Genomic DNA, 23,121 nt, shown 5'->3' on the forward strand with positions numbered 1-23,121 from the left:
TTATTAAAACCTGTCATTCACTAATTGAAACATTTTTTGACAGTAGACATATATTCTGTTTATATTATAGCACTCAACATTATTTCATACATCATAAATTCTATTATTATTTTTAGGTTCTAAAAGTCTATTGGCTCAACTGTTATAAAATCATTGCATTGAATAACATTCAAAAAAGTGAGACTGTTTTATTGAACTGAACTACTTATTATAGGTAACAAGCCTCATGGCATTGCTGCATAAAATATCATCAAGCTATAAAATGCTCTCAGCATTTATGTTATTGGTGTTTGCTTCAAATAAGCATAAACTAGTGCAAAGCAGATGGATTATTTATCTGCATCAGATATGTATAGTGATTTTTTATAAAAACACAACCAATACAAATACCGCAATAGATACAAGCACTTTTAATAGCAGTAGAAAGCAGGGTTTCACGCTGGTTGAACTTATCGTCACTGTATGCGTATTAGCGATTATAGTGACGATCGCCGCCCCAATTATACGAACGCAATTAGCACGCATGGAAGCCAAACGTATTAAAAGTCAGTTAGAGACTTCTCTTGCCTTAGCCAAAGCTGAGAGTTATATCAGAAGACAGAATGTCATTGTTTGCTTGTCTGATACTGGAGGGCGCTGCCATAGAGACAGCGATAAGACACTTTTGTTATTCATAGATAAAAATGACAATAATCACTTTGATGCACAAATAGATCGATTGATCATTCGGCAGTCTTTAACCCCTAAATACAGTAAGCTAAGTTTACGAGTTGGGAGTCGACGCCACTACATCAAATTTTGGGGTGATAGCGGTAAACCACGAGGACATTTTGGCCATATAAAATACTGTCCGACCTCTACCTACAATCATACCATGTATCAAATTTCGTTCAGCCAAGGTGGTCAGGTTACTTATAAGCCTAATGAGAGCCACCCTACTGATTGTGGACAATAAAAAATTAAATGATTAAGCACTTTGATGCATAACACCTTTCATCATAATAACAGCCTACTCGAGTCCTACAAATATAGCATCTGCAATGAGTGCATGGCAAATATTCAACTCATAAACATCCTCAATTTGCGCGATTGCATTCACATTATCACGTGTCAGCCCATGACCTGCGTTAATTAAGAGTTGGTGATCACTGCGTTGAGCAGTAGCAACAGCTTGCTTGATTCGTTTAAGCTCAGCATTTTGCATGTCTATATTGGCTACCAAGCTTGCCTCGGCATAAGCGCCTGTATATAACTCAACAGCATCAGCGCCGCATTCTATAGCAGCAGCAATTTGCTTTTCTTCTGGGTCAATGAATAAAGAAACCTTTATGCCTGCCGCTTGTAATTTGCCAATATATTCTGTCAACCACGTAATCTGCTTTGCGACATCAAGGCCACCTTCTGTTGTCAACTCTGCTCGTTTTTCAGGTACTAAGCACACCTAAAATGGTTTGACGTCACAAGCAATCGCCAGCATCTCATTCGTGGCTGCGATCTCTAAATTCATTCTAGTCGTCAACTGCCCTGCTATCTCATAAACATCTGCGTCTTGAATATGACGACGATCTTCGCGTAAATGAATAGCAATACCATCTGCTCCCGCCTTCTCGCAACAAAGAGCGGCGGCTAAAGGGCTCGGATAACTAACCCCACGCGATTGACACAAAGTTGCCACGTGATCAATGTTTACACCTAATAAAGGTTTTTACGAAGCATTTTTGGATGAAGGTAATAAAGAAGTGATCATAAGAAATTCTTTTGATAAAGAAACCCAATTCACTGATAAACGGTGCTCAGAAGATGAAGATAAAGCTTTAGACAGTCTCAATACTAATCGAACTAGTTATAGCACGTTGAGGATAGCACTATTATTTATTGGTAACGCTGTTGCTGCTGCCATAGTATGCGACTTTGCAACGGTTGATAGTCCAGTAAATGGTCAATAAGGTGTCGATGGACTTTCGACCAATTATTTAAAGTTGTATCAGTGATCCCTAACTGTGCCATCTCAATAACATCAGTACCTTTGAAAAAACATTGCCCCACAGCATTCTCTAAACGCTCAGTCTGTGTATCATTCTGCAAGACAAGCATTAAACCAACATCAGGTAAAAAATGATAAGAACCATCTGGCTCAATGATGTTTTCAATACTATCGTGAGTCATCATTAAGGTAAAACCCAGCTCATTGAATAAATGCTGCTCAAATTGGCGCAAACATAAACGGAGTTCGTTGGCGCTCAAAGGCTGCCTAAGCTGACGCAGACTATCCTGATAATGTAGCCACAATACCGGCATCGGATATTCAGTCGATAACAGCCGCCATAGTATTTCATTTAAATACAACGCCGCGTATTGATGTTGACCCGTGATATTTCCGTAAGGCAGTGCGTCTAAAACAGTCGCAATGCTTTCATCTTTTGCCATGCTTGTTTGAGTTGTGTGTGGCGATGCAATATTAATCTGACTAAACGTTTTTAAATCGCGTTTACCAGTGGCAAAGAGCTGCAATGGCATGAACAATGGAGCGCCTTTTTTCCCAATACCATGTATCACGCCATGTTGCTGAGAAAACAGATAGTATAAGGCGCGCTTTTCTTGATAAGGGCGCTGATGCAATAAATAACCGACTAACGCTTCATTGCGCATTTCTTATTACCTCAGCATCGAGCATATAGAAAAGTGATTAAAGCGCTATTCTTTAATCAATATCCTAAGCTGGTTAGTGCACGTTCATCATCAGACCAACCGCGCTTGACTTTCACCCATAGCGTTAGCATGATTTTTTTATCAAAAAGTTGTTCCATATCTTTACGAGCATCCATACCCACTTGTTTGATGCGCTGACCCTTATCACCAATCACAATGGCTTTTTGACCACTACGTTCGACATAAATAGTCGCATCGATGAAAGTACAGGCTTTACGTGGACGACCAGTTTTTGGGTCAGTGTGCGCAGGCTCATCTTTAAACGCATCAATCTGTACGGTTAAGTCATATGGCACTTCGTCACCGGCGCTACGCATGATTTTTTCACGGATAATCTCACTGGCCAAAAATCTTTCTGAGCGGTCAGTAATTTGCTCGGTATCATAGATAGGGGCAGCAATAGGCAGGTGTGAAGCAATCACTTCTTGTAGACGATCTAGGTTTTGGTTTTTTAAGGCCGATACTGGTACGATGTCAGCAAAATCAAAACTGTCATTAAACGTCTCAATCAGTGGCAACACGCTGCCTTTATCCTTTAAGGTATCAGATTTATTAATGACCAATACCACATTTAAATTGGTGTCACCAAGCTTTTGCAGCACTAACAAATCATCATCACGCCATTGATCTGAATCAACAACAAATAACACCAAATCAACATCTACCAAGGCAGATACCGCAGCTTTATTCATACGTTCGTTAATAGCACGTACTTCATTGCGATGAATACCTGGCGTGTCAACAAATACCGCCTGCATCTCATGATTTGACAAAATACCGTGGATACGGTGACGAGTCGTTTGCGGCTTACGTGACGTAATAGAAAGCTTTTGACCCAATAAGTGATTCATCAAAGTCGATTTGCCAACGTTTGGACGTCCAACGATCGCGACATAACCCGCTTTAAAATCATCAGCAATATCTGCATGACCGCTAGGGGCAAAGAACTCTTCAATTGCCATATCGTTGTCTACGCTAATATCTTCTGATTGATCGATACCCTCATTAGTAGTATCTTGGTTTTGATTCAACTCTGTGTTTTCGGTCATATCTTTGGCATTATCTTCATTATTGGATGGCAAATCAGTACGATTGCTCATAGGTTAATCCTATAGAATTTATACTCAGTCAAATGGTGCTTAATCATGTATTGACTGTATCAACACTAAAAAAGCAGAACCATCATCGGCTGGGAAATATTTGGGGTTTTGAAATGTGTGACGTTTACGCTAACTCAAATAAACGATTTTTAAAACGTCACTCAACATATACTATCAATGGAATTTGTACTTGTGGCACATGGGTTAATACTAATTAGGAGCGCTTTTTGGCTGAGCTTGGCAGTTTGTGCAATTGGTTAATCATTAGTTCTGCTGCTTTTTGTTCAGCGATACGGCGGCTCTCACCAGATTCAGTAATATCAGCACAGTTATTGATGTTAACATGGCAACGTACAACAAAAATTTGATGCGGCGCATTACCACGGGTTTCCATCAGCTCATAATGTGGCAGATCAAACTGTTTAGATTGTAGCCACTCTTGCAACCGACTCTTGGCATCTTTTAAGGCTTTTTGGTCATTCACGTTATCGATCAAATCACCATACCATGAGAGCACACAGTCGCGAGTAATATCCAAATCTTGGCTGTCTAAATAAATAGCACCAATCAAAGACTCCACAGCATCAGCCAATATAGAAGCGCGATTGCGACCACCACCTTTACGCTCACCTATTCCCAATATGAGATGATTGGAGAGCTCTAAGTTTTGCGCAATAATAACCAATGACTCTTGACGTACCAAGGTGGCACGCATACGAGTTAAGCGACCCTCATTTTGGCTAGGATAGCGATGATATAAAGCCTCACCCACAATCATCCCTAATAGAGCGTCACCTAAAAACTCTAAACGCTCATAATTTTTTTTGCTATCAAATGAGCGGTGTGTCAACGCAAGTTTTGGGAGACTCAAATCTTTGAACACATAGCCTAGCTTGCGTGTTAATACGGCTAACCGCTGAATAAATTCTGAGCTAACAATCAGCGTGTCGACAGACGTGCTATTTTGTTGAGGAGTAGGAAGCGCTTGGGAATGCTGCGAAATTGGTTTCATGCGTGGCTTGTGGTTATCCCTTCTGTTTTACTGATTTGGTTAGTAATAGTATTGATTGATGAACGTTATAAAGACATTCAGATGTTAAAAATTTAAGAATGGTCTAATATTCTCTTTGGTTACTCTGCTGTTGCCATATCAATATCACCTTCGAAGCGATTGACGATATCAACATTACCAAAGAAGTTTTTGGTGACTGCATATTGTTTGCGGATAGCCAATTGTCCCGTCTTTTTATCAGTAAAAGTAAATACGTCTTCTGCCTGAGTATCATAGTCAGCATTGATAGATAACTGTCTATTAACACGTTCGACAAACTGCTTGGCCGTCTCATTATTATTATTTGCCTCTTTAAGCTGTGCGCTTAAAGTCTTGGTCAATTGATAATCACCAATCTGAGCAGGTACGATGGCAACCATCAGTTTGGCAGCAACGCCTAAAACGAGAATAATTAAAACGATACTTGTTACACTAGCACCACGCTGCGTGGCGATTCCAGTTAATTGCTGCACTATGATATCCCTCTACTGGTAAACAACTATTTTTAGGAGCTACCAGAATATTAGGTAGCCGTTTATTAGATAGCAACAATATTAGCATAAAACTATTATCGATAAATCAACCAATAGAGTGTCACATAATCTTAATTACATAGTCTTAATTAATAGTACCATTACGTTCAAAGGTTGGTAAATTAAGTCCAGGTGGCTTATGCATCCAGATATAAACGGCCTTACCCGCTAAATTTTCATCAGGAACGAATCCCCAAAACCGGCCATCAGCACTGCGATCACGGTTGTCACCCATCACAAAATACTGACCCTCTGGAACGCTAATACGCCATTTGGTACCTGCTGAGCTAACCACCTCTGGTGATTGCTGCTGCAAAAATGGTGCATATTGAGAGCTATTCATACCATTTAAGTAACGAACAAGATGCTTGTTTTCACCTTGTGTTTCCTGAAAGTATTTTGCTTCACCCTCTTCTTGCTGACCCATCGCTGCCGCACTTTCTTCTGTGAGCACTTGTCCTGGGCCAATTTGTCCTGGTAGATAAAGCTGTGAGATCAACTCAGGGTTTGCCGCAAACTCAACAGGCTTAGTATCAACTGGAACATCATTGATAGAAAGTACCCCTTGATCATAACTAACGGTATCGCCAGGCAAACCAATAACACGCTTGATATAATAAATACTTGGGTTTTCAGGATAGCGAAATACAGCCACATCACCATGTTCAGGCTCGCCCGTATCCAGCACTTTATTATACGTTAGCGGCAGTCGAACCCCATAGGCATACTTATTAACCGCAATAAAATCGCCCGTATATAATGTCGGCACCATAGAAGATGAAGGGATATTAAAAGGCTCAATTAAAAATGAGCGTACTATTAATACTACTGCCAATACAGGGAAAAAATCGTAAGCCCAGCGTACTAGCAAACTTTCTTGACCACGCCCGCGAGTTTTACGCTGCTTGAGTGCCAGCTTATCTAATAGCCAAATAATACCCAAACCAATGGTTAATGGTACTAAAATTAAATTAAAATCAAAATCCATACTCAATTGCCTATTAACGAGCGACTTATCTGGCTATCTATACTATCAACTGCGCCACTAATTACACTAACAAAACTATCGATGACCAGTCATTTAATAATGACTTACTCAACCTGCAATACCGCTAAGAAAGCTTCTTGTGGAATTTCCACATTACCGACTTGCTTCATACGTTTTTTGCCCGCTTTTTGCTTAGACAATAACTTTTTCTTACGCGACACATCACCGCCATAGCACTTAGCCAAGACATCTTTACGCATGGCTTTCACCGTACTACGACCAATAATTTGACTACCAATCGCCGCCTGAATCGCTACATCAAACATCTGACGCGGAATCAACTCTTTCATCTTAGTAACCAACGCATTACCACGGTAGCGTGATTGGGTTTCATGAACAATCATGGCGAGTGCATCAACTTTATCGCCATTAATTAGCACGTCTACTTTAACCAATTTATCGACTTGGTAACGCTCAAAATTGTAATCAAGCGAAGCAAAGCCACGAGAGACAGATTTTAGGCGGTCAAAGAAATCCATGACCACCTCGCCCATTGGAATATCAAATATCAGCTGTACTTGACGACCCATAAAGCGCATATCAACCTGTACACCGCGGCGCTCAATACACAGCGTCATCACATTACCAAGATAATCTTGCGGTACTAAAATCTGACAACGGGCAATTGGCTCACGGAACTCTTCAATGTTATTCGGCTCAGGCAATCTTGATGGATTATCGACATAGATGATGCTGCCATCTTTTTTTACAATCTCATAGATAACTGACGGCGCAGTGGTAATCAAATCCAAGTCATATTCGCGCTCTAAACGCTCTTGGATAATCTCCATGTGCAGCATACCAAGGAAGCCACAGCGGAAACCAAAGCCCAACGCATCAGAAGTATCTGGCTCAAAAAATAGCGAAGCATCGTTAATTTGCAGCTTTTGCAGCGCTTCACGAAATTTTTCAAAATCTGTAGATTCAACAGGAAACATACCCGCATAAACTTGTGGCGTAATCTGTTTAAATCCAGGGATACGCTCAACATCGGGCGTTTTAGCATGAGTAATCGTATCACCCACTGGCGCGCCAGCGATATCTTTGATGCCAGCAATAATAAAACCGACTTCACCCGCTTCCAAGATACCCGTATCTACAGGCTTAGGCGTAAAGACACCAATCGAACCAACTAAATGCGCTTCTTTGGTTGATTTGATATAAAGTTTATCACCTTTTCGGATAGTGCCTTCACGTACCCGAACTAAAGACACAACACCCAGATAATTATCAAACCAAGAGTCGATAATCAATGCTTGTAGGGGTGCCTCACGATCACCAGTCGGTGCAGGGATAAACTCAACCAATGCCTCAAGTAGTTTATCGACGCCCAAACCCGACTTAGCAGAGACTCGTGGTGCATCAACAGCGTCAATCCCAATGATGTCTTCAATCTCTTGAATGACGCGTTCTGGCTCGACTTGTGGCAAATCAATCTTATTTAAGACCGCCATGACTTCTAGGCCTTGATCAACGGCAGTATAGCAGTTGGCGACGGACTGAGCTTCAACCCCTTGCGCCGCATCAACGACCAATAGTGCCCCTTCACAAGCTGCTAATGAACGCGACACTTCGTATGAGAAGTCAACGTGTCCTGGGGTATCAATAAAGTTTAGCTGATAGCGCTCACCATTAGGATGATCGTAGAATAAGGTTACCGACTGCGCTTTAATGGTGATACCGCGCTCACGCTCAATATCCATGGAGTCAAGTACTTGCGCCTGCATCTCGCGATCTTGCAAGGCACCGCACATTTGAATAAAACGATCAGCAAGTGTCGACTTGCCATGATCAATGTGGGCAATGATTGAAAAGTTACGAATATTTGCTAATGCAGTCACAAAGCGCCTACTAAATTAAGGGTGATAGAATAATAAAATTAAGAAATAAATGCTGTCAGGCGCAATCGCTAAAATAGCTGTCCATCGTTAAGGGGGAAATAAGAAGAGAAAACAATTAGAATCAGCCTATTCGCTAATACTGTCATCTTCAATCAACCGCTCAGGACGCTAACTCTTACGCGCAGGCATGAAAGAGTATTCTAGCAGTTTTCTACTATAAAGTAAGGCGATTTTATTAGCAGAGGGATGATTTACAAATGAAGTTACGAGCGGATAACTGTACAGATAGAAAGCGAGCTGCTTATTAGCACCTTATTCACTTCGATAAGACTCATACTAACTTAATATTAAAAGTTAATAATCTACTGAGGGGTATTGGTTTTGGATAGATCGTTCTCTATGCACTCACGTCCGGCGTGATGCAAATATTTATATATCCATGGTGACTTACCGTAAAAAGCACCATTTAACTGAGTTTGCTCTATCAAATATTCACGAAATCTAAGATAAAACTCATTGTCTGGGCGGTTAGGTTGTTGCCAAAACTCATTCAGTGGTTTTTGATCTATCAGTTTAGGCGTATTATAAATCGCGCGGCCCATAATCTTGGTGGGTTTTTTATGATAGACCGATTGCAAACCCGTCGTGCTATTGATAGTCACCATCCCAATGCTATATTTCATCAAGGTTGGCAGGTGCATATCACAACCATAAAACACACGATCAGCCACTTGATAGCGTCTGGCCAAGCTAGATACTAGCTCGCGATAATCTCGATGACCACGATCTAACGGATGATGTTTAAAGACCAGTAATTGCTGCTTATCAGCATACTCTGCAAAGCTTGTAATAGACTCATCAATAAATTGCACCACATCGCGATAGTCACTATGATGCGTAATCTGCGAGTCATTATGCACTTGCAAGCTAATCAAAAAATAATTATTGCTTTGTTGTTTTGTCAGCTTATTTTGCAATCGCTTATCAGGTAAATACCCACGCAGTTTACGCCATGGTGCTTTGAGCCAAGCTATCGCCTCTTGCCATGCTGTCATACCGCGATAATGCGAATAGTGCGGATAGCGGCTTTTGTAAATCCAAGCGATAACATAATAGACAATAGCAGCGATACTCAAACGATAAAAACGATTGTGGGTATACAGTGGTTTATCATTAGCTTTTTTGAGCGCTTTGATATCTGCCGTATTTAAGCGTGAATAGCCATTAATGCCATATTCTTGCAATGTAATGTAATCGGGACGCAAGTAGCCTTCTTCAAATACAAAAAAAGAGGTGCCCAACTGCTCACTGACACAGGCAGCTTGGGTGTGATGCGGACGACAATCCCCAAAACAGACAATCGCATCAATGCCATTTTCTTTAATGAAAGCCTGCAACCAAGAAGAGAACTGCGCTAACGTATCGGTATATTCATACGTATTATCATGACGATAAAAGAATGCATCACCTGCATTAAAGTTAATCTTACTAACTTTAATATTTTGAGTTTGCAAAAATGTCGAAAAACGGTTGAAGAATCCGCCCATCTTTCCTTGTAACAGCAAGACGTGTCGATGAGTAAGCAAATGAGACATCGAAGCTGCCATAGTATTGAATTACCATTAATAAGAAGATGAAGGATAAAAGCGAGAGTATTTATTAAACAATTTGAATGTTAAGCCGTGTGAATACACATCAATCATCACTGATTATACCGAAAAAGCCCATACTTGTCGCAGTGGATTTACGGCACAATTTTAGAGCAAACTAACGAGATAGTTGACGCAGGCGCTGCTGCCATTGATGACGCTGCTGCATAAAACGAGTAGTCGCTTGGCGTTTAAACTTTGCAGGTAGCGCTAATAAAATTGAAGTCGCATGGTTAACCGAGCTATTTACATGGTTAGATATTTTGGCTTGAGATTCTGCATTATGAATGTCTTTAAGCAAGGAGGAGCTTTTAGGAGGGTATAAATAGTCAATCACCTGCTCTACTTGTGCAAGCCCATAGCCATTAGGCAATCGATATAAGGGATAGCGAATAAGCGCACAATATAATAATTGCTCAAGCGTTAATGCAGTGTCTCGTTTTCGTCTCTCTAAATAGTCAGCTTTCGGCGATAATTGGGCATCAATATCTGTCGTTAACCCCCAACCAGCATAAAATGGTAGGCCGTAGCAAGTAACGTCTAAACCACGCAGCAACGCCTCAAAGCCAGTCAATGAACTAATCGTATGTACTTCGTCGACACACTCTAAACAATCAGGCATCGCAGTATCATAGGCGACGGCACTAACCTGCCGTAAAAACTCCGCGCTAACCTTACCTGCCCTTAGTCCTGCTTCAACGTCGGGATGCGGTTTATAAATAAGATAAGCCTCAGGATTGTCTTGGCATACACGCTCAATCAAGCCGCTGTTGGTTTTGATCGTTGAACCGCAGTACTGCACCGATAAATCATCTTCGACTTGACCGATAATAAGAATACGAGACTTTCCAGATGTTTTTGCAGCATGCATCCACGAAGTACGTTGGTTATTAGCACTGTCGACCTCAGCCCCAACATTATATTTACTCACCCGCTGATTCAGCAGTTTATCTTGCAGTTTTTTTACACGTACACTTTGCTGTGGCTGCAATACCTGACAATGACGTAGCTGCGTCTCTAAGTCTGAAGGCTGGGTCGCATCATAATAAATACCTTGCTTGTCTATGACGACTGACAACGGTGCTAACAACGTCGCGCCCAAACCATTTGAGCGGATAAACCCATCTTCCATACAGTATATAGACGGTATGGATAAATGCGGCTGTTTCTCAAGCTTACGCTGTAATTTATTTTGTACTTGTTGCCGTTTAGCCAAACCCCACACTAATAGAGGCTGCTGATAATCAATACGAAAATGATCAGGATGCAGTAAATTCTTAAGACGTGGCTTGGGTTTGATAAATAATGTCGTACGCGGTAGATTCGTAAAGGCTTTTACAAATGGCAATTTCCAGCGACTAAATTCATATACCGTTAAATCACCTTCAAGACGCGCTTGCCAATATCGATTAGTCACTAGCCACTCTATCGCTGTATCAATATCACAGGCTTGTTTGGTGGCTGGATCTACATAGCGACTATAATCAATATAAGCGCTATAAAATAACGTTTCTAACGTCGCAGATGTTTTTTTAGCAAATGATGTAGGAAATAATGCAGGATTTGAATTTCCTCTAGACTCTAGCAGTTTGCTGGCAAGTTTTTGACGACGTCTCTCAACCGCTTTAAGCAGGTTTTTGGGTGCACCGCTGTCATCAGTCAGGCCCCAGCCACTATACCAGTTGACCCCGAAGCAATGTACTGTTTTACCTAACATCAACCCTTCAAAGCCCATATGTGAGCTAACCGTATAAATATGGTCAACTTGCTCTAATAGCTGGATAGGATTGAGTGCTTGAGTTAATAGCCGAACATGCTTAGGTAGTTTTAAACGGGTCAGGTATCCCGATTTTGATGCAGGGTGTGCCTTTATCCAAATATGAGCATGAGGATGATTACGACAAGCAGATTTTAACATCTTCTTAAACTGACGTTTATTCGCGCCAGCACCCTTGATAGAGGCATCACCAACCACTTGGTCAATCAATAAAACATGCGATTTCAAGGAATCTGTTGTTGTATTAACGCCGTCTTCACTTATCAATTTATCCAATGACGGACAATCGATCACTGCGTTATATTTACTGAGCTGTTCATTACAAATACGTGCCATCAATTGCCGCGCACGTGCGTCATCTATTTCGTAATGATTAGGCGTGGTAGCGTTTTTGGTACGCTCAATAATCAGCTGCTCAAGGCGTGAGTCATGCGTCATATCAAAGTAAATACCAAGGTCATCGACAACCACACTCAAGCCGTGACGACTACTAATACCAGAATCTAATGAGCGCAAAAAGCCATCTTCGATACTCAACGTCGTTAGGTTTTGCCGAGTAGCCACTTTGTTGGCCCGTTGATAACTTTTTTTACGACCCCAGCCGATAAAGGCATTGGGTTGCTGAAAAGAGAGAGAGGAATTGGACAAATGAGTGATCTGATTTTTTACAACGTTCGGTAGTGGCAGTGCAGACAGTAAGGGTGTTTTACGAGCATTGATACTTTGTTGTAGACCTGACCACGGATACCAACGCTGAATATCTGCTTGCAATACCTGAGACAACAGTACATTGTTTTGACGCATACCCTTACCAATGACCGCCAAATGCATTGGTAATTGGTATTGGGATAATGGCAAAAGCAGCGCATTATCAGAGTGAGAGGTCACTGCCGCCTTGACATCATCTGCTGCGCTTTTTGCCATTTCTACACCCTTATCTATTACTTTTGCATCAATTTATGCAGATGACTTGTTCTCTTGTTATACAACTTTTCAGTAAAGGTTATAAATCGAGGACCACTTTAGCAGCAATTGCCAACTGATAAACAATTTGCGATAAGCCGCGAGCGATTTCTACGCGCTTGGTTTTGACTTTTGGTAATACCATAATTTCATCACCTTGCTGGATACGATAAGCAGTATTGACCACTTCACTAGCCCCATTTTGATGAATAACCAAAATTTCTTTAACGTCAGCGTTGTCAGAGAAACCGCCTGAATTGGCAACATAATCACCAACGGTATAATCCGGGTTAAAGGTCAGCGCGCCTTGTGCTCGTACTTGACCATTAACGGTAATGACTGAAGTTTGCGCAGGTATCTCAATAATATCACCCTGCTGTAAGATAATATCCTGCCACGAATTCGGTACGACGACAATTTGACCAGTCGTCTTAACATTACGTGCTTTGGCGACAAACTGCTTGACCAAAGCTGCATCATCTTGACGCAGTGCTGCTTCCTCACGAGTGGTCGACTGCGTGGCAAGCGTCAGCTCTTCTAGACGATCGAGCGACTCATTAATCATGCGTTTTTGTTGCTCAGCAACAGACTCACGATAAATGGTCAAATGAGTCAGTTTAGCGAGTGGGCTTGGCTGTAATTGCGGCACGATGTCCTTTAAGCGAGCGCCATATGGTACAACCATTGCACCGTTACCGGTATGCGCCCCTTTTACTTGCACCGCGATTGTACCCGCATAGCGATCGGAGGTAACTACCATCTGATCACCGTTATACACAGGCACGTTTTGGGCTTCTGCCAACGAGTAATATTCCGCCGTCTGTGCACGTCCTGCACTGCGAGTGATACTAACGTTAGTCGCATTTGCTGCTGGATTGGCCACTTGCAACACATCACCAATGGTCAAATCATTCACATCAAATTCAAAGGTGTATTCGTTTTGGACTTGACCGCCTACTTCAAAGGTTTTTTTCTGCGGCGCGACCGTAATCACATCGCCATCACGAAATGAGAATGCTTGTAATTTACCCGCTAGTAAAAAATCATACAGGTTGACTTGCTGTAGCATTTGACCATTACGCTTAATTTGAATATCAATATAACTACCACGAGTCGGGTCAACACCGCCCGCTCTATCCAGATAAGACAATACCGAGTCTGCTGCTAAACCGCCGTAATAACCCGGTTGTTTAACGAAACCTGTTACAAATACCTTCACTGGCTGTGCTTGCTCTAATGAGGCATAAACGCCAACATTCGAGCGATAAATACGACTGACAGCGCTTTTTACCACATTTTGCAGACTGCCATTTTGCACACCTGAGACACGTACTGGACCGATATTTGGCAAGAAAATATTGCCTTGTGGGTCGACGGTCATGGTAGCAGCATATTGATAAGCGCCCCACATCCGTACTTGGACGTTATCACCAGGGTTGATCACGTAACTGTCATTAAAGGTAGAGCCAGAGGTGGTCGAAAAAGCCCCACGGAATAGCTGCTCGCCAAACATCATGTCTTGCGTGTTGATGTCTTGATAAGGGCGCGTGGTATTGATGACCGACTGACTTGGCAAACTTGAGGCATTAACCGCTTCTTGCGGGGTCGCCTGTCCTGATACACCACCTGCAAATGCCTGCGTTGAGACATTGATGTTATTGCGGTTTTGGTCTTGACTCATGCTATTGTTGCTGGTGCCAAAGCTAGATCCTGATATTTGATCAGCATAACTGCCTGCTGCTAGCGCGGGCACACTACTGGCTGCCATAGCCAAACTTAACACTTTTATCACTGTCACAATAGGACGTGGTTTCATATTCATGAGTGGTATTCCTTTGCTGATCTATCGATCATTACTGATATCTGGTGTGTTAAAACTAGCTACGATGATCACGGACAACCGCCATCACTAGGCGCACAAATCCATAAAGCATCAAAAGCAAAGCCAACGATGTCCAAATAATATAAGCACGGCGTGGATAAGTTGCTTCTTCAGCCTCATAAGGTGTTGAAATAACAATCAAATTTTTCATCTTTTTAAAGGCTTCTAAACGTGCCTTCTCAAGTGAAGATAACGACAATTTATAGAGCTCAGTAGCGAAATCAACATCTGCCTTGATAGTCTCAAACTGTACCGCTTGACGGTTCAACTTGGTAGTATTCGGTGATGTCAACTTGGTTTGCTCTTGATTGATTTGCTCCTCAACCGCTTTAATCTGACTTCTTAATGACACCACTTGCGGTGCATCTGGATTTAGATAGCTGAGTAATTGACGCTCTTCGGTACGTAATGAGCTTAATTGCGCTTGCAAGCTACCAATCAGCTGATTCACAATTTGAGCATTGGATTGTGGATCGTAAATCTCATTTTCGTTTTGATACTTTAATAGCTGCTCTTTGGCATCATTTAGGCGATCTTGTGATTCATCTAATTGGGTCTCAGCAAATACTAACTGATCACGAGCCACCTCTTGTGAAATACGGTTGACGAACTGCTCAGATTCATTCAGGATCGTTTTATTCAGCTCAAAAGCATACTTTGGATCAAAGGCTTCTGTCGATACTGAGAGTACATAGCTCTGTTCATCAAGATTGATGTGCACGCGTTTTTTAAAGTACTCAAGTAACTCTTCTTGGGTGGCATCAGGCTCAATTTCATTGAGTGGATCTGAGCCATCGACATAATAAGCTTCGCGGAACTTGAACTTATTATCAAGGCGCTTCACCATATCATTAGATAGAATATACTCGGTCAGATAAGTCGCATCTTCTTTACTGGTACTATTCACACCTAATAAGGCAGACAGCCCACCACCAGAAGGCACACTGGTATCACTGACTTGTTTGACTACCACATCAGCCGTCGAGACAAACCGCGGATGAGCAATGGTCATGACATAAAATATCACCAACACCCAAGGGAGGACCACCAAGCCAATAAATAGCGAGAAGTCAATTATCTTATTTTTTCGCTTTGTGGACATGCTCTTCATATACCTCAATCGCTTCTGTTGTGTCTTCAAAGACGTGTGCTGTTTGATCCATTAGCACAATACCAATATCACAATTACGCTTAATATCACCGATGTTATGCGATACGATTAAAAATCCTGCTTGTTCACGGCGCGCGGCCAATATCTCTTCACTACGCTTACGAAAAGCCGCATCACCAACAGCGCCTGCTTCATCGAGCATATAATAATCAAAATCGAAAGCCAAGCTTAAGCCAAACGTTAAGCGCGACTTCATCCCTGATGAATAGCTTTTCACCGGCATATCGAAATAATTACCGATATCTGCGAACTCTTCAACAAAACGAATTTTTTCGTCAATATAAGGACCGCTTGAATAGAGACGGCAAACGAAACGAACGTTTTGACGACCAGTCAGACTACCTTGGAAACCGCCAGCTACCCCTACTGGCCAAGAAATCGTCGAGTCGGTAATAATCTCTCCATGATCGGGCTTATCTAGTCCGCAAATAATACGCAGCAAAGTTGATTTTCCCGCACCATTACGACCGAGTAAACCCACACTTTTTTTATCACCAATGGTCAGATTTAAGTCTTTAAATAGATAATGCCGACCCTGTTTGGTCATAAATGACTTAGAAACATTTTTAATTTCAATCACTTCTTTACCTTTTTATATATCTTGTACCGCTATATCTAGCGAGAACGAATCATGTCGCGCTCAGCATACTTATAAAGTAACAATCCTAAGAAATTCACCACAAACATCCATTTTAAGAAATACCCTATATCAATATGATAGGCTGGATAATTAGGAGCAAATGCATTCCTCATTAACTCGATATTATGAATAAGAGGATTGTAGAGCAAATAGCTAAAATAAGGCTCTGGTACTATATGTATAGGGAAAATTATCCCAGATGCAAAATATAATATCGTAAAAAATATCGTAATTACTTTGCTGATTTCGCCTCCATAAAATCCTACCACCATCATAATTAAAGCAACGCCAAAGCTAAATATAAAAAGCGTAATCCAACAAAACAGGACAATATGTAAATTTTCTAAACTGGCATAGATATTAAAAAAAGCTAAACCAACTAATAGTAATATCGACGTAAAGAAATAAATAACTAGCTCTAAAAATGAGCGTGCAATAATCACATCAATGTGTTTGATTGAACGGTACATCAGCAAGCCTTTGTTTGCGTCAACCGCCCCTAAGGCTCTAGTCGCTACCTTCTGAAACATGCGAAAGGGTACCATTCCTGCAACTAAAAATAGGGAAAAGTCCATTCCTGGCACTAGACGCTCACGAATAGCACCAAAAATTACTAGGAATATTAGTACTTGGAAAAGAACTTCTAATGGCGCCCAAAGATAGCCCAAGCGATAACCACCAAAGCGCGTTTGCAACTCACGCATCAGCAATGCGTGAAAGGCTGCACCCATGACTTTCAGACCACTGCGGTGCTTAATAGGACGATAAGGAGGTAGTTGTACAGACATGGCGTTACAGGACTTTACCGAAAACAGCCCCTATGATAAGTAAGCGGGACATAAGTTACAACAATTAATCTGTACCTAAACAGATAAACCTATGGTTTAGCAAGAAATCAGTAGGTAATTATAATACCTTACTGTCTGCGTTGAACCACATCACTTATTCTTCTGCCACTTATTTCAGGCAAAAAAAAACCAATCAAATAATGATTGGCCTTCTTAATGTTACAGGTCTTGCTAAGAATGGTGGCGATGAAGAGACTTGAACTCTTGACCTCACGATTATGAGTCATGCGCTCTAACCAGCTGAGCTACATCGCCATTTAAGGCTCGGTATTATGCCGATATGAGTGACTTACGTCAACCCCTAATTGGCTTTTTTTTGCAAAAAACTGAATTAAATTCAAATTAACTGCAAATATTGCAACACCAAACTTGTAATGCTATACATTTAGAGAAATGTATTTTTAAAAACAACTAAAAAAATTGGTAAACCGATAAGCCGGGTTCTGTCGTGGACAATCATTCCTCTAGGCGTACAATCGCTCGTACGCTCAAGCAACCTACCCGCATCGAACGCGGGCCGCGCCATGCCGATGCCTATTTGGTCTTGCTACGCGTGGAGTTTACCATGCCGTGAACTGTTACCAGCCACGCGGTGCGCTCTTACCGCACCCTTTCACCCTTACCGATGACATGAGTATCTTGCGATAATCATATAAGCCAAAGGCGGTCTACTCTCTGCTGCACTGGTCGTCAAGTTACCCTGCCCAGCCGTTAGCTGGCACGCTGCCCTATGTAGCCCGGACTTTCCTCCCCTGCTCAATCTGTTGCCAGTGTGCAGCGGCGATTGCCTAGTCTACCAAGCGCGCTAGTATAGCAAAATAGTATCGGCATAGGGAACGAAATTTTGACTTATTTTATCTTATCGATAAAAGTATTGGGCAAACTCATTGCGACTTGATATAAATCATCTTGAATCGGTAATTGCAGCCAGTACGTATTTTGATAATGTTGCTTCAGGTAATGTTGCAAAAATTCTATCGTACTAGCGGCTATCTCAGCATCCGTATTATCACTATCGTCATGGATATGATTGTAAATAACGCTATGTACAGATAGCCCACGTGCTTTTATTGCCTGCAAACTAAGCAAAGTATGGTTAATACTGCCCAAGCGACCAGAAGTCACAAGGATAACTGGATACCCTTTATCAGCAATATAATCTAAGGTTAATAATTGCTCAGTGATCGGCACCATCAAGCCGCCCGCCCCTTCTAATAACACTACCTCATAATCCGCCTGTAACGCTTTGGTCGCGTCAGTAATTAAATTAGGATTTAAGGTATCTTCTGCAAGCGCGGCGGATAAATGCGGTGACGCTGGTTTTTCATAGCGGTAAGGACAAGTGGTAAAATCAAGGTCGCAAGGTTGCAACGGAAGGTTCATCAGCTGACGATGGATAATAATATCGTCGGCAATATTCATATCGCCGTTATCAGGATTGATTGCCACGCCCGTCTGTACCAGCTTTTGGGTGATGACCTTGATGCCTTTTTGCATTAGGGCTTTAGCAATCATTCCAGTGGCATATGTTTTGCCAATATCAGTATCGATGCCTGAAACAAGTAAAACACTCATGATTTAACTTTTCCTTATCTTTAAACTTGCACTTGACTGGATAAATAAGCGCGCACCACTTTTAATAGCGCTTGGCATAAAGTCTCAAGCTCGTCATCAGTGATGATATAAGGCGGCATGATATAGACCAACTTACCAAAAGGTCTAACCCAAATGCCATTATCAATGAGCAACGTTTGAAAGGTAGGCATATCAACGGCATTATCCAGCTCAATAACGGCTACCGCACCCAAACAGCGCACCTCAGTGACACCTTCTAACATTGCCGCTGGCGCAAGCTGCTCTTCCATTACAGATTGCATATTTGCCGTGCGTGTTTCGATATCATAAGACAAAATCAAATCAATCGACGCACAAGCGACGGCACATGCCAGTGGATTACCCATAAATGTAGGGCCATGCATGAGGGCTGGATAAGCACTTTGGCTAATGGTATCGGCAATATGACGCGTACATAGGGTTGCGGCAAAAGTCATATAGCCGCCAGTTAACGCCTTGCCAATTGTCATAATATCAGGGCTGATCTTGGCATGCTCACAAGCAAATAACTTGCCACTACGCCCAAAACCAGTGGCGATTTCATCCGCAATCAGCAGCACATCATGCTCATCACACAGCTGTCGTAATAGTTGCAAATACTGAGGACTATAAAAACGCATGCCACCCGCGCCTTGGATAATTGGCTCGATAATGAAACCCGCAAGCTGATCGCTATTTTTAACAAAAAACTCAGTTAATGCCTCACGCTCACTTTGGGTTAAATCACGCTCAAAGCCTGTCGGCGGTGCAGCAACGAAATTCTGCATCGGTAATTGTTTGCCATATAAGCTGTGCATACCATTGATAGGATCACAAACACTCATCGCATGCCACGTATCACCATAATAACCAGAATGGCTCGAGGCAAATTGGCACTTTTGCGGATATTGCGCAGCAATTTGATACTGCAACGCCATCTTGAGAGCGACTTCTACCGCGATACTGCCACTATCCGCATAGAAAATCGCATCAAGTCCAGCAGGCACAATGTCGAGCAGTCTTTTACCCAAATCTATAGCGGGCTGATGGGTCAAGCCACCAAACATAACATGCGCCATTTTACCCAATTGATTGGTAAGCGCTTCATTCAGTTTTGGATGATTGTAGCCATGAACGCTCGCCCACCATGACGACATACCATCAATCAGGCGCGTACCGTCCTCAGTGAGGATATAAATACCTTCAGCACGATCAATTACGATATTAGGATAAAGGGGTGGCAGGCTGGCATACGGATGCCAAAGATGTTGCTGATCAAAGTCGCTTGTTATCTGGTTTGAATTTATCGTCATTACATTGTCCCTAAAGCGCTTTGAACCCCAATATTATCAATAGTGCGAGCCACTTATTGACCCGTAATGCGTTTGTATTTGGACAACAAATCGCTTTCGGTTTCGACGTGGTTAGGGTCATGAGGAATACAATCAACCGGACAAATAACCACGCATTGTGGCTCATCAAAATGACCGACGCATTCCGTGCATAAATCAGGGTCGATGACATAGATATCATCACCTTCTGAGATGGCTTCGTTTGGGCAAGCAGGCTCGCACACATCACAGTTGATGCATTCATCAGTAATTAATAACGCCATAACCTGTTCCTTATATTTTACTGATAGCAATCGAAACTGAGCACTTTGGCTATTTCGATGCGTAGTTGAATGTTCAATACACCTTGATTGTCAGCAGGTATTTGGCTATTTAAGATTGAGTTTTTCAGCAAAAGCTTGTGAGACACATGGCGGGACAAATTTAGTCACATCACCGCCGAGCTTGGCGATTTCTCGAATCATGGTTGATGAGATAAAAGAATAATTTTGCGACGGCGTTAAAAATACCGCTTCAAAATTTTCATCAAGCTCACGGTTCATATTAGCGAGTTGAAATTCATACTCGAAATCTGACATAGCGCGCAGACCTCGTAAGACGGCAGTGGCGTTTTTTTCACGCATAAAGTCAACGAGTAGGCCTTCAAAACCCACGACAGATACTTGCGGCAAGTCAGCAAATACCGTCTCAACTAAGGCGACGCGCTCCTCAAAGTTAAATAAAGGCTTTTTGTGATGTCCTGAGGCAACCGCTATCACAACCTCATCAAACAGTTTGGTGGCGCGTGTGACCAAGTCCACATGACCATTGGTAATAGGATCAAAGGTACCAGGATATAAAATTCTGGTGTGCAGCTTTGAGGAGTTAGCAGAAGTAGAGTGGCTCATAGCGTGGCTAATAGGGTCAGTAATAGTAGGCTATATGCTAGCAAATTTTGCTCAAACTTAATACTTATCGTCGATGCATTTGTAAATAGTTACCGCCTTAACTTCACTTAATGTACTCAGTCTTCTGTTTGCGCTCGATTGCTGTGTATCCACCTTAAATGACTTCGGCTATATTGGCTACATTTGTCCTAATAGCCGACTTACATTTTTGTTAGAGGCTTTGCTACAATAGGCGGTTCGACTCATCCATTTTATAAACCAAATAAAAGACAATACCATTTATTGAGTTAGGATGAGGAATCAGTAGGACTAGTCAGATAAGGACTTTGTATTTTTAGGCAGTCCTTATGGAGAAATTATGTCAAAAAAATCAAAAAAACCGGACAATCAAATTTGTGCCAATAAAAAGGCTCGTCATGAGTACTTTATTGAAGAAACGTTTGAGGCAGGATTGGCGTTACAAGGCTGGGAAGTCAAGGCCATTCGCGCAGGTAAAATGACCATCACCGAAGCTTATATTATCTTCCGTAATAATGAAGCATTCCTATTTGGCGCGCATATTCAGCCGCTGCTATCCAGCTCGACGCATGTCAGTCCTGATAGTATCCGAACCCGTAAACTGCTGCTCAATCGCCGCGAAATCGAAAAGTTAATGGGCGCAGTCAACCAAAAAGGCTATGCCTGCGTGCCATTATCTTGCTATTGGAAAAACTCGCTGGTGAAATGTCAAATTGGCTTGGCACTGGGTAAAAAACAGCACGACAAGCGCAAAACGCTTAAAGACCGTGATTGGGAACGTGATAAGCAGCGCGGCTTTAAACAGCATTTAGATTAAGCATCGCTTTAGAAAGATTTTTAATCTTTAAAAAACGGACGACTCAACTTTATGCTGAATCGTCCGTTTTTATTTGTTCAATCTATTTTACTTATCAACCCTCAAACAACTGGCGCAATCTTTGTCGTTTTTGATTGTTTATGAGCACTGCGTAATTGACATATACCATGCATAATCAGACAAGCAATACCCAGCCAAATCAAACCATAACTATAAATCATCGCTGACTCAAATGGATTGCCCAGTACAGTCACGGCTAAGATAAACAATAAGGCTGGCTCCAAATAGCTCATCATGCCATAGACGTTCACTGGCAGCATCTGACTGGCATCAACGTTGGTTTTCATCGCAAGCACGCTCATGACACCGAGTCCTGCCAGCATCAGGATAAAAAATCCAGAACCACTCACTAAGCTTAAACTACTCGGCGCGAATAATAATAAATAGGCCACAGCAAATGGCGCAAACATCGTTAAATCAACCAATAATCCAGTGACCGCGCCAATCCCTTGCAGACGGCGTAAAATGTAATAAATAGGATAGGTGCCGCAGACCCAAAGCGTTGCCCAAGAGACACTTTGCGTACGAATGATTTCACTGCACACACCCACTACTGCAAAAGCCACCGCTAGCCATTGTAAACGGCTTAACTTTTCACCGAATAGTACGCAACCAAACACCACCATCATAAGCGGAAATAAAAAATAACCCATCGCGGTTTGTACGCCCTGCCCGTTGACTGGCGCCCACATAAACAACCAAAACTGGCTTAAGAATATCGGCGTTGGTAATAACAACCAAGCCCATTGTTTAACTGTGCCTAGCGCTTTGAGCTTATCGATGTGCAAACCCAAGCGCCCACTAATCAGCAAATATCCCACCAACGCCACCCACATCGCTAGCATCCGCCAGATAAAGACTTGCGTACCTGACAATGGTGCTAAAAAGCTGCTATAAGCATAAAGTACGCCAAATAATAAATTCGACAACACCGCTAAAACTACGCCCAATATTAATGTGCGTTGCTGTGCGCTACCCGCCGTCCAAACCGCTGGCAATGGCAAGCGCGAGACAGTGGTTGCTAGCGTATTTGCGAAGACAGTAGAAAGCATTGAAGTAGACATAAAAGCACCGTAAGTTTAAATAGACATTAGAAAACCAGTTATTAGCTTTTATTTGTTATAGCTAAGCTTTGGTTGCTAGCGTCTATTTTACTGAGTAGCGGTGAGATATTATTTCTAA

General features: G+C 42.0%; 19 protein-coding genes, 1 tRNA gene, 1 other RNA gene and 1 pseudogene. 2 read left to right on the top strand and 20 right to left on the bottom strand.

The window, feature by feature from the left end; translation table 11 throughout:
- The first annotated feature begins 226 nt into the window (after positions 1-226).
- Positions 227-955 carry a GspH/FimT family pseudopilin gene (locus JFC10_RS08495; RefSeq protein WP_227685790.1) on the top strand — a complete coding sequence of 243 codons (729 nt, stop codon included), beginning with the start codon at positions 227-229 and terminating at the stop codon, positions 953-955.
- 54 nt (positions 956-1,009) lie between these two features.
- Here the strand turns inward: JFC10_RS08495 and JFC10_RS08500 are convergent.
- From JFC10_RS08500 to coaD, 19 genes and pseudogenes are all read right to left on the bottom strand, one after another.
- Positions 1,010-1,684, bottom strand: a pseudogene (locus JFC10_RS08500) (pyridoxine 5'-phosphate synthase).
- Between the two features lie 188 nt (positions 1,685-1,872).
- Entirely contained in the window at positions 1,873-2,649 is a 777-nt protein-coding gene (gene recO, locus JFC10_RS08505; RefSeq protein ID WP_198332491.1) for a DNA repair protein RecO, read from the bottom strand.
- A gap of 56 nt (positions 2,650-2,705) precedes the next feature.
- Positions 2,706-3,758, bottom strand: a complete 1,053-nt coding sequence (era, locus tag JFC10_RS08510) for a GTPase Era (RefSeq protein WP_406947314.1) — start codon at positions 3,756-3,758, stop codon at positions 2,706-2,708.
- Positions 3,759-4,023: 265 nt separating this feature from the next.
- Complete coding sequence (gene rnc, locus JFC10_RS08515) at positions 4,024-4,821, bottom strand: ribonuclease III (RefSeq protein ID WP_198332493.1); 798 nt, start codon at positions 4,819-4,821, stop codon at positions 4,024-4,026.
- A 119-nt stretch (positions 4,822-4,940) separates the two neighbouring features.
- A complete protein-coding gene (locus JFC10_RS08520; RefSeq protein WP_227685788.1) occupies positions 4,941-5,333 on the bottom strand; it encodes a DUF4845 domain-containing protein in 393 nt (130 codons plus the stop codon).
- A 145-nt stretch (positions 5,334-5,478) separates the two neighbouring features.
- The gene (lepB, locus tag JFC10_RS08525; RefSeq protein WP_193013234.1) at positions 5,479-6,381 is read right to left on the bottom strand and encodes a signal peptidase I; all 903 of its coding nucleotides are present in this window, start codon (positions 6,379-6,381) and stop codon (positions 5,479-5,481) included.
- A gap of 104 nt (positions 6,382-6,485) precedes the next feature.
- Complete coding sequence (lepA, locus tag JFC10_RS08530; RefSeq protein WP_193013235.1) at positions 6,486-8,282, bottom strand: translation elongation factor 4; 1,797 nt, start codon at positions 8,280-8,282, stop codon at positions 6,486-6,488.
- A 362-nt stretch (positions 8,283-8,644) separates the two neighbouring features.
- Complete coding sequence (locus tag JFC10_RS08535; protein ID WP_198332494.1) at positions 8,645-9,889, bottom strand: capsule biosynthesis protein; 1,245 nt, start codon at positions 9,887-9,889, stop codon at positions 8,645-8,647.
- A gap of 160 nt (positions 9,890-10,049) precedes the next feature.
- The gene (locus JFC10_RS08540) at positions 10,050-12,632 is read right to left on the bottom strand and encodes a capsular polysaccharide biosynthesis protein (RefSeq protein WP_198332495.1); all 2,583 of its coding nucleotides are present in this window, start codon (positions 12,630-12,632) and stop codon (positions 10,050-10,052) included.
- A 79-nt stretch (positions 12,633-12,711) separates the two neighbouring features.
- Positions 12,712-14,493, bottom strand: a complete 1,782-nt coding sequence (locus JFC10_RS08545; RefSeq protein ID WP_193013238.1) for a polysaccharide biosynthesis/export family protein — start codon at positions 14,491-14,493, stop codon at positions 12,712-12,714.
- Between the two features lie 55 nt (positions 14,494-14,548).
- The gene (locus JFC10_RS08550) at positions 14,549-15,655 is read right to left on the bottom strand and encodes a capsule biosynthesis protein (RefSeq protein WP_226914691.1); all 1,107 of its coding nucleotides are present in this window, start codon (positions 15,653-15,655) and stop codon (positions 14,549-14,551) included.
- Positions 15,633-16,304 carry an ABC transporter ATP-binding protein gene (locus JFC10_RS08555; RefSeq protein WP_198332496.1) on the bottom strand — a complete coding sequence of 224 codons (672 nt, stop codon included), beginning with the start codon at positions 16,302-16,304 and terminating at the stop codon, positions 15,633-15,635. Before JFC10_RS08555 ends, JFC10_RS08550 begins: the two co-directional genes overlap by 23 nt.
- A 35-nt stretch (positions 16,305-16,339) precedes the next feature.
- The gene (locus tag JFC10_RS08560) at positions 16,340-17,152 is read right to left on the bottom strand and encodes an ABC transporter permease (RefSeq protein ID WP_198332497.1); all 813 of its coding nucleotides are present in this window, start codon (positions 17,150-17,152) and stop codon (positions 16,340-16,342) included.
- Positions 17,153-17,390: 238 nt separating this feature from the next.
- Positions 17,391-17,467 (bottom strand) — tRNA-Met (locus tag JFC10_RS08565).
- Positions 17,468-17,628: 161 nt separating this feature from the next.
- An RNA gene (gene rnpB, locus JFC10_RS08570) (RNase P RNA component class A) lies at positions 17,629-18,012 on the bottom strand.
- A gap of 49 nt (positions 18,013-18,061) precedes the next feature.
- Entirely contained in the window at positions 18,062-18,787 is a 726-nt protein-coding gene (gene bioD, locus JFC10_RS08575) for a dethiobiotin synthase (RefSeq protein WP_198332498.1), read from the bottom strand.
- Positions 18,788-18,807: 20 nt separating this feature from the next.
- A complete protein-coding gene (gene bioA / locus JFC10_RS08580) occupies positions 18,808-20,118 on the bottom strand; it encodes an adenosylmethionine--8-amino-7-oxononanoate transaminase (RefSeq protein ID WP_198332499.1) in 1,311 nt (436 codons plus the stop codon).
- Positions 20,119-20,171: 53 nt separating this feature from the next.
- Positions 20,172-20,420 (bottom strand): YfhL family 4Fe-4S dicluster ferredoxin, encoded by a 249-nt coding sequence (locus JFC10_RS08585; RefSeq protein ID WP_021814308.1) that lies wholly within the window; start codon positions 20,418-20,420, stop codon positions 20,172-20,174.
- A gap of 105 nt (positions 20,421-20,525) precedes the next feature.
- Positions 20,526-21,044 carry a pantetheine-phosphate adenylyltransferase gene (gene coaD / locus JFC10_RS08590; RefSeq protein WP_060490411.1) on the bottom strand — a complete coding sequence of 173 codons (519 nt, stop codon included), beginning with the start codon at positions 21,042-21,044 and terminating at the stop codon, positions 20,526-20,528.
- 358 nt (positions 21,045-21,402) lie between these two features.
- Between coaD and smpB the strand changes: the two genes are divergently transcribed.
- Positions 21,403-21,879 carry an SsrA-binding protein SmpB gene (smpB, locus tag JFC10_RS08595; protein ID WP_193013243.1) on the top strand — a complete coding sequence of 159 codons (477 nt, stop codon included), beginning with the start codon at positions 21,403-21,405 and terminating at the stop codon, positions 21,877-21,879.
- Positions 21,880-21,980: 101 nt separating this feature from the next.
- Here smpB and rarD read toward each other — a convergent pair whose 3' ends face one another.
- Entirely contained in the window at positions 21,981-23,003 is a 1,023-nt protein-coding gene (gene rarD / locus JFC10_RS08600) for an EamA family transporter RarD (RefSeq protein WP_198332500.1), read from the bottom strand.
- Positions 23,004-23,121: the final 118 nt, after the last annotated feature.

Source organism: Psychrobacter aquimaris (assembly GCF_016107525.1).
Classification (GTDB): Bacteria; Pseudomonadota; Gammaproteobacteria; order Pseudomonadales; family Moraxellaceae; genus Psychrobacter; species Psychrobacter aquimaris.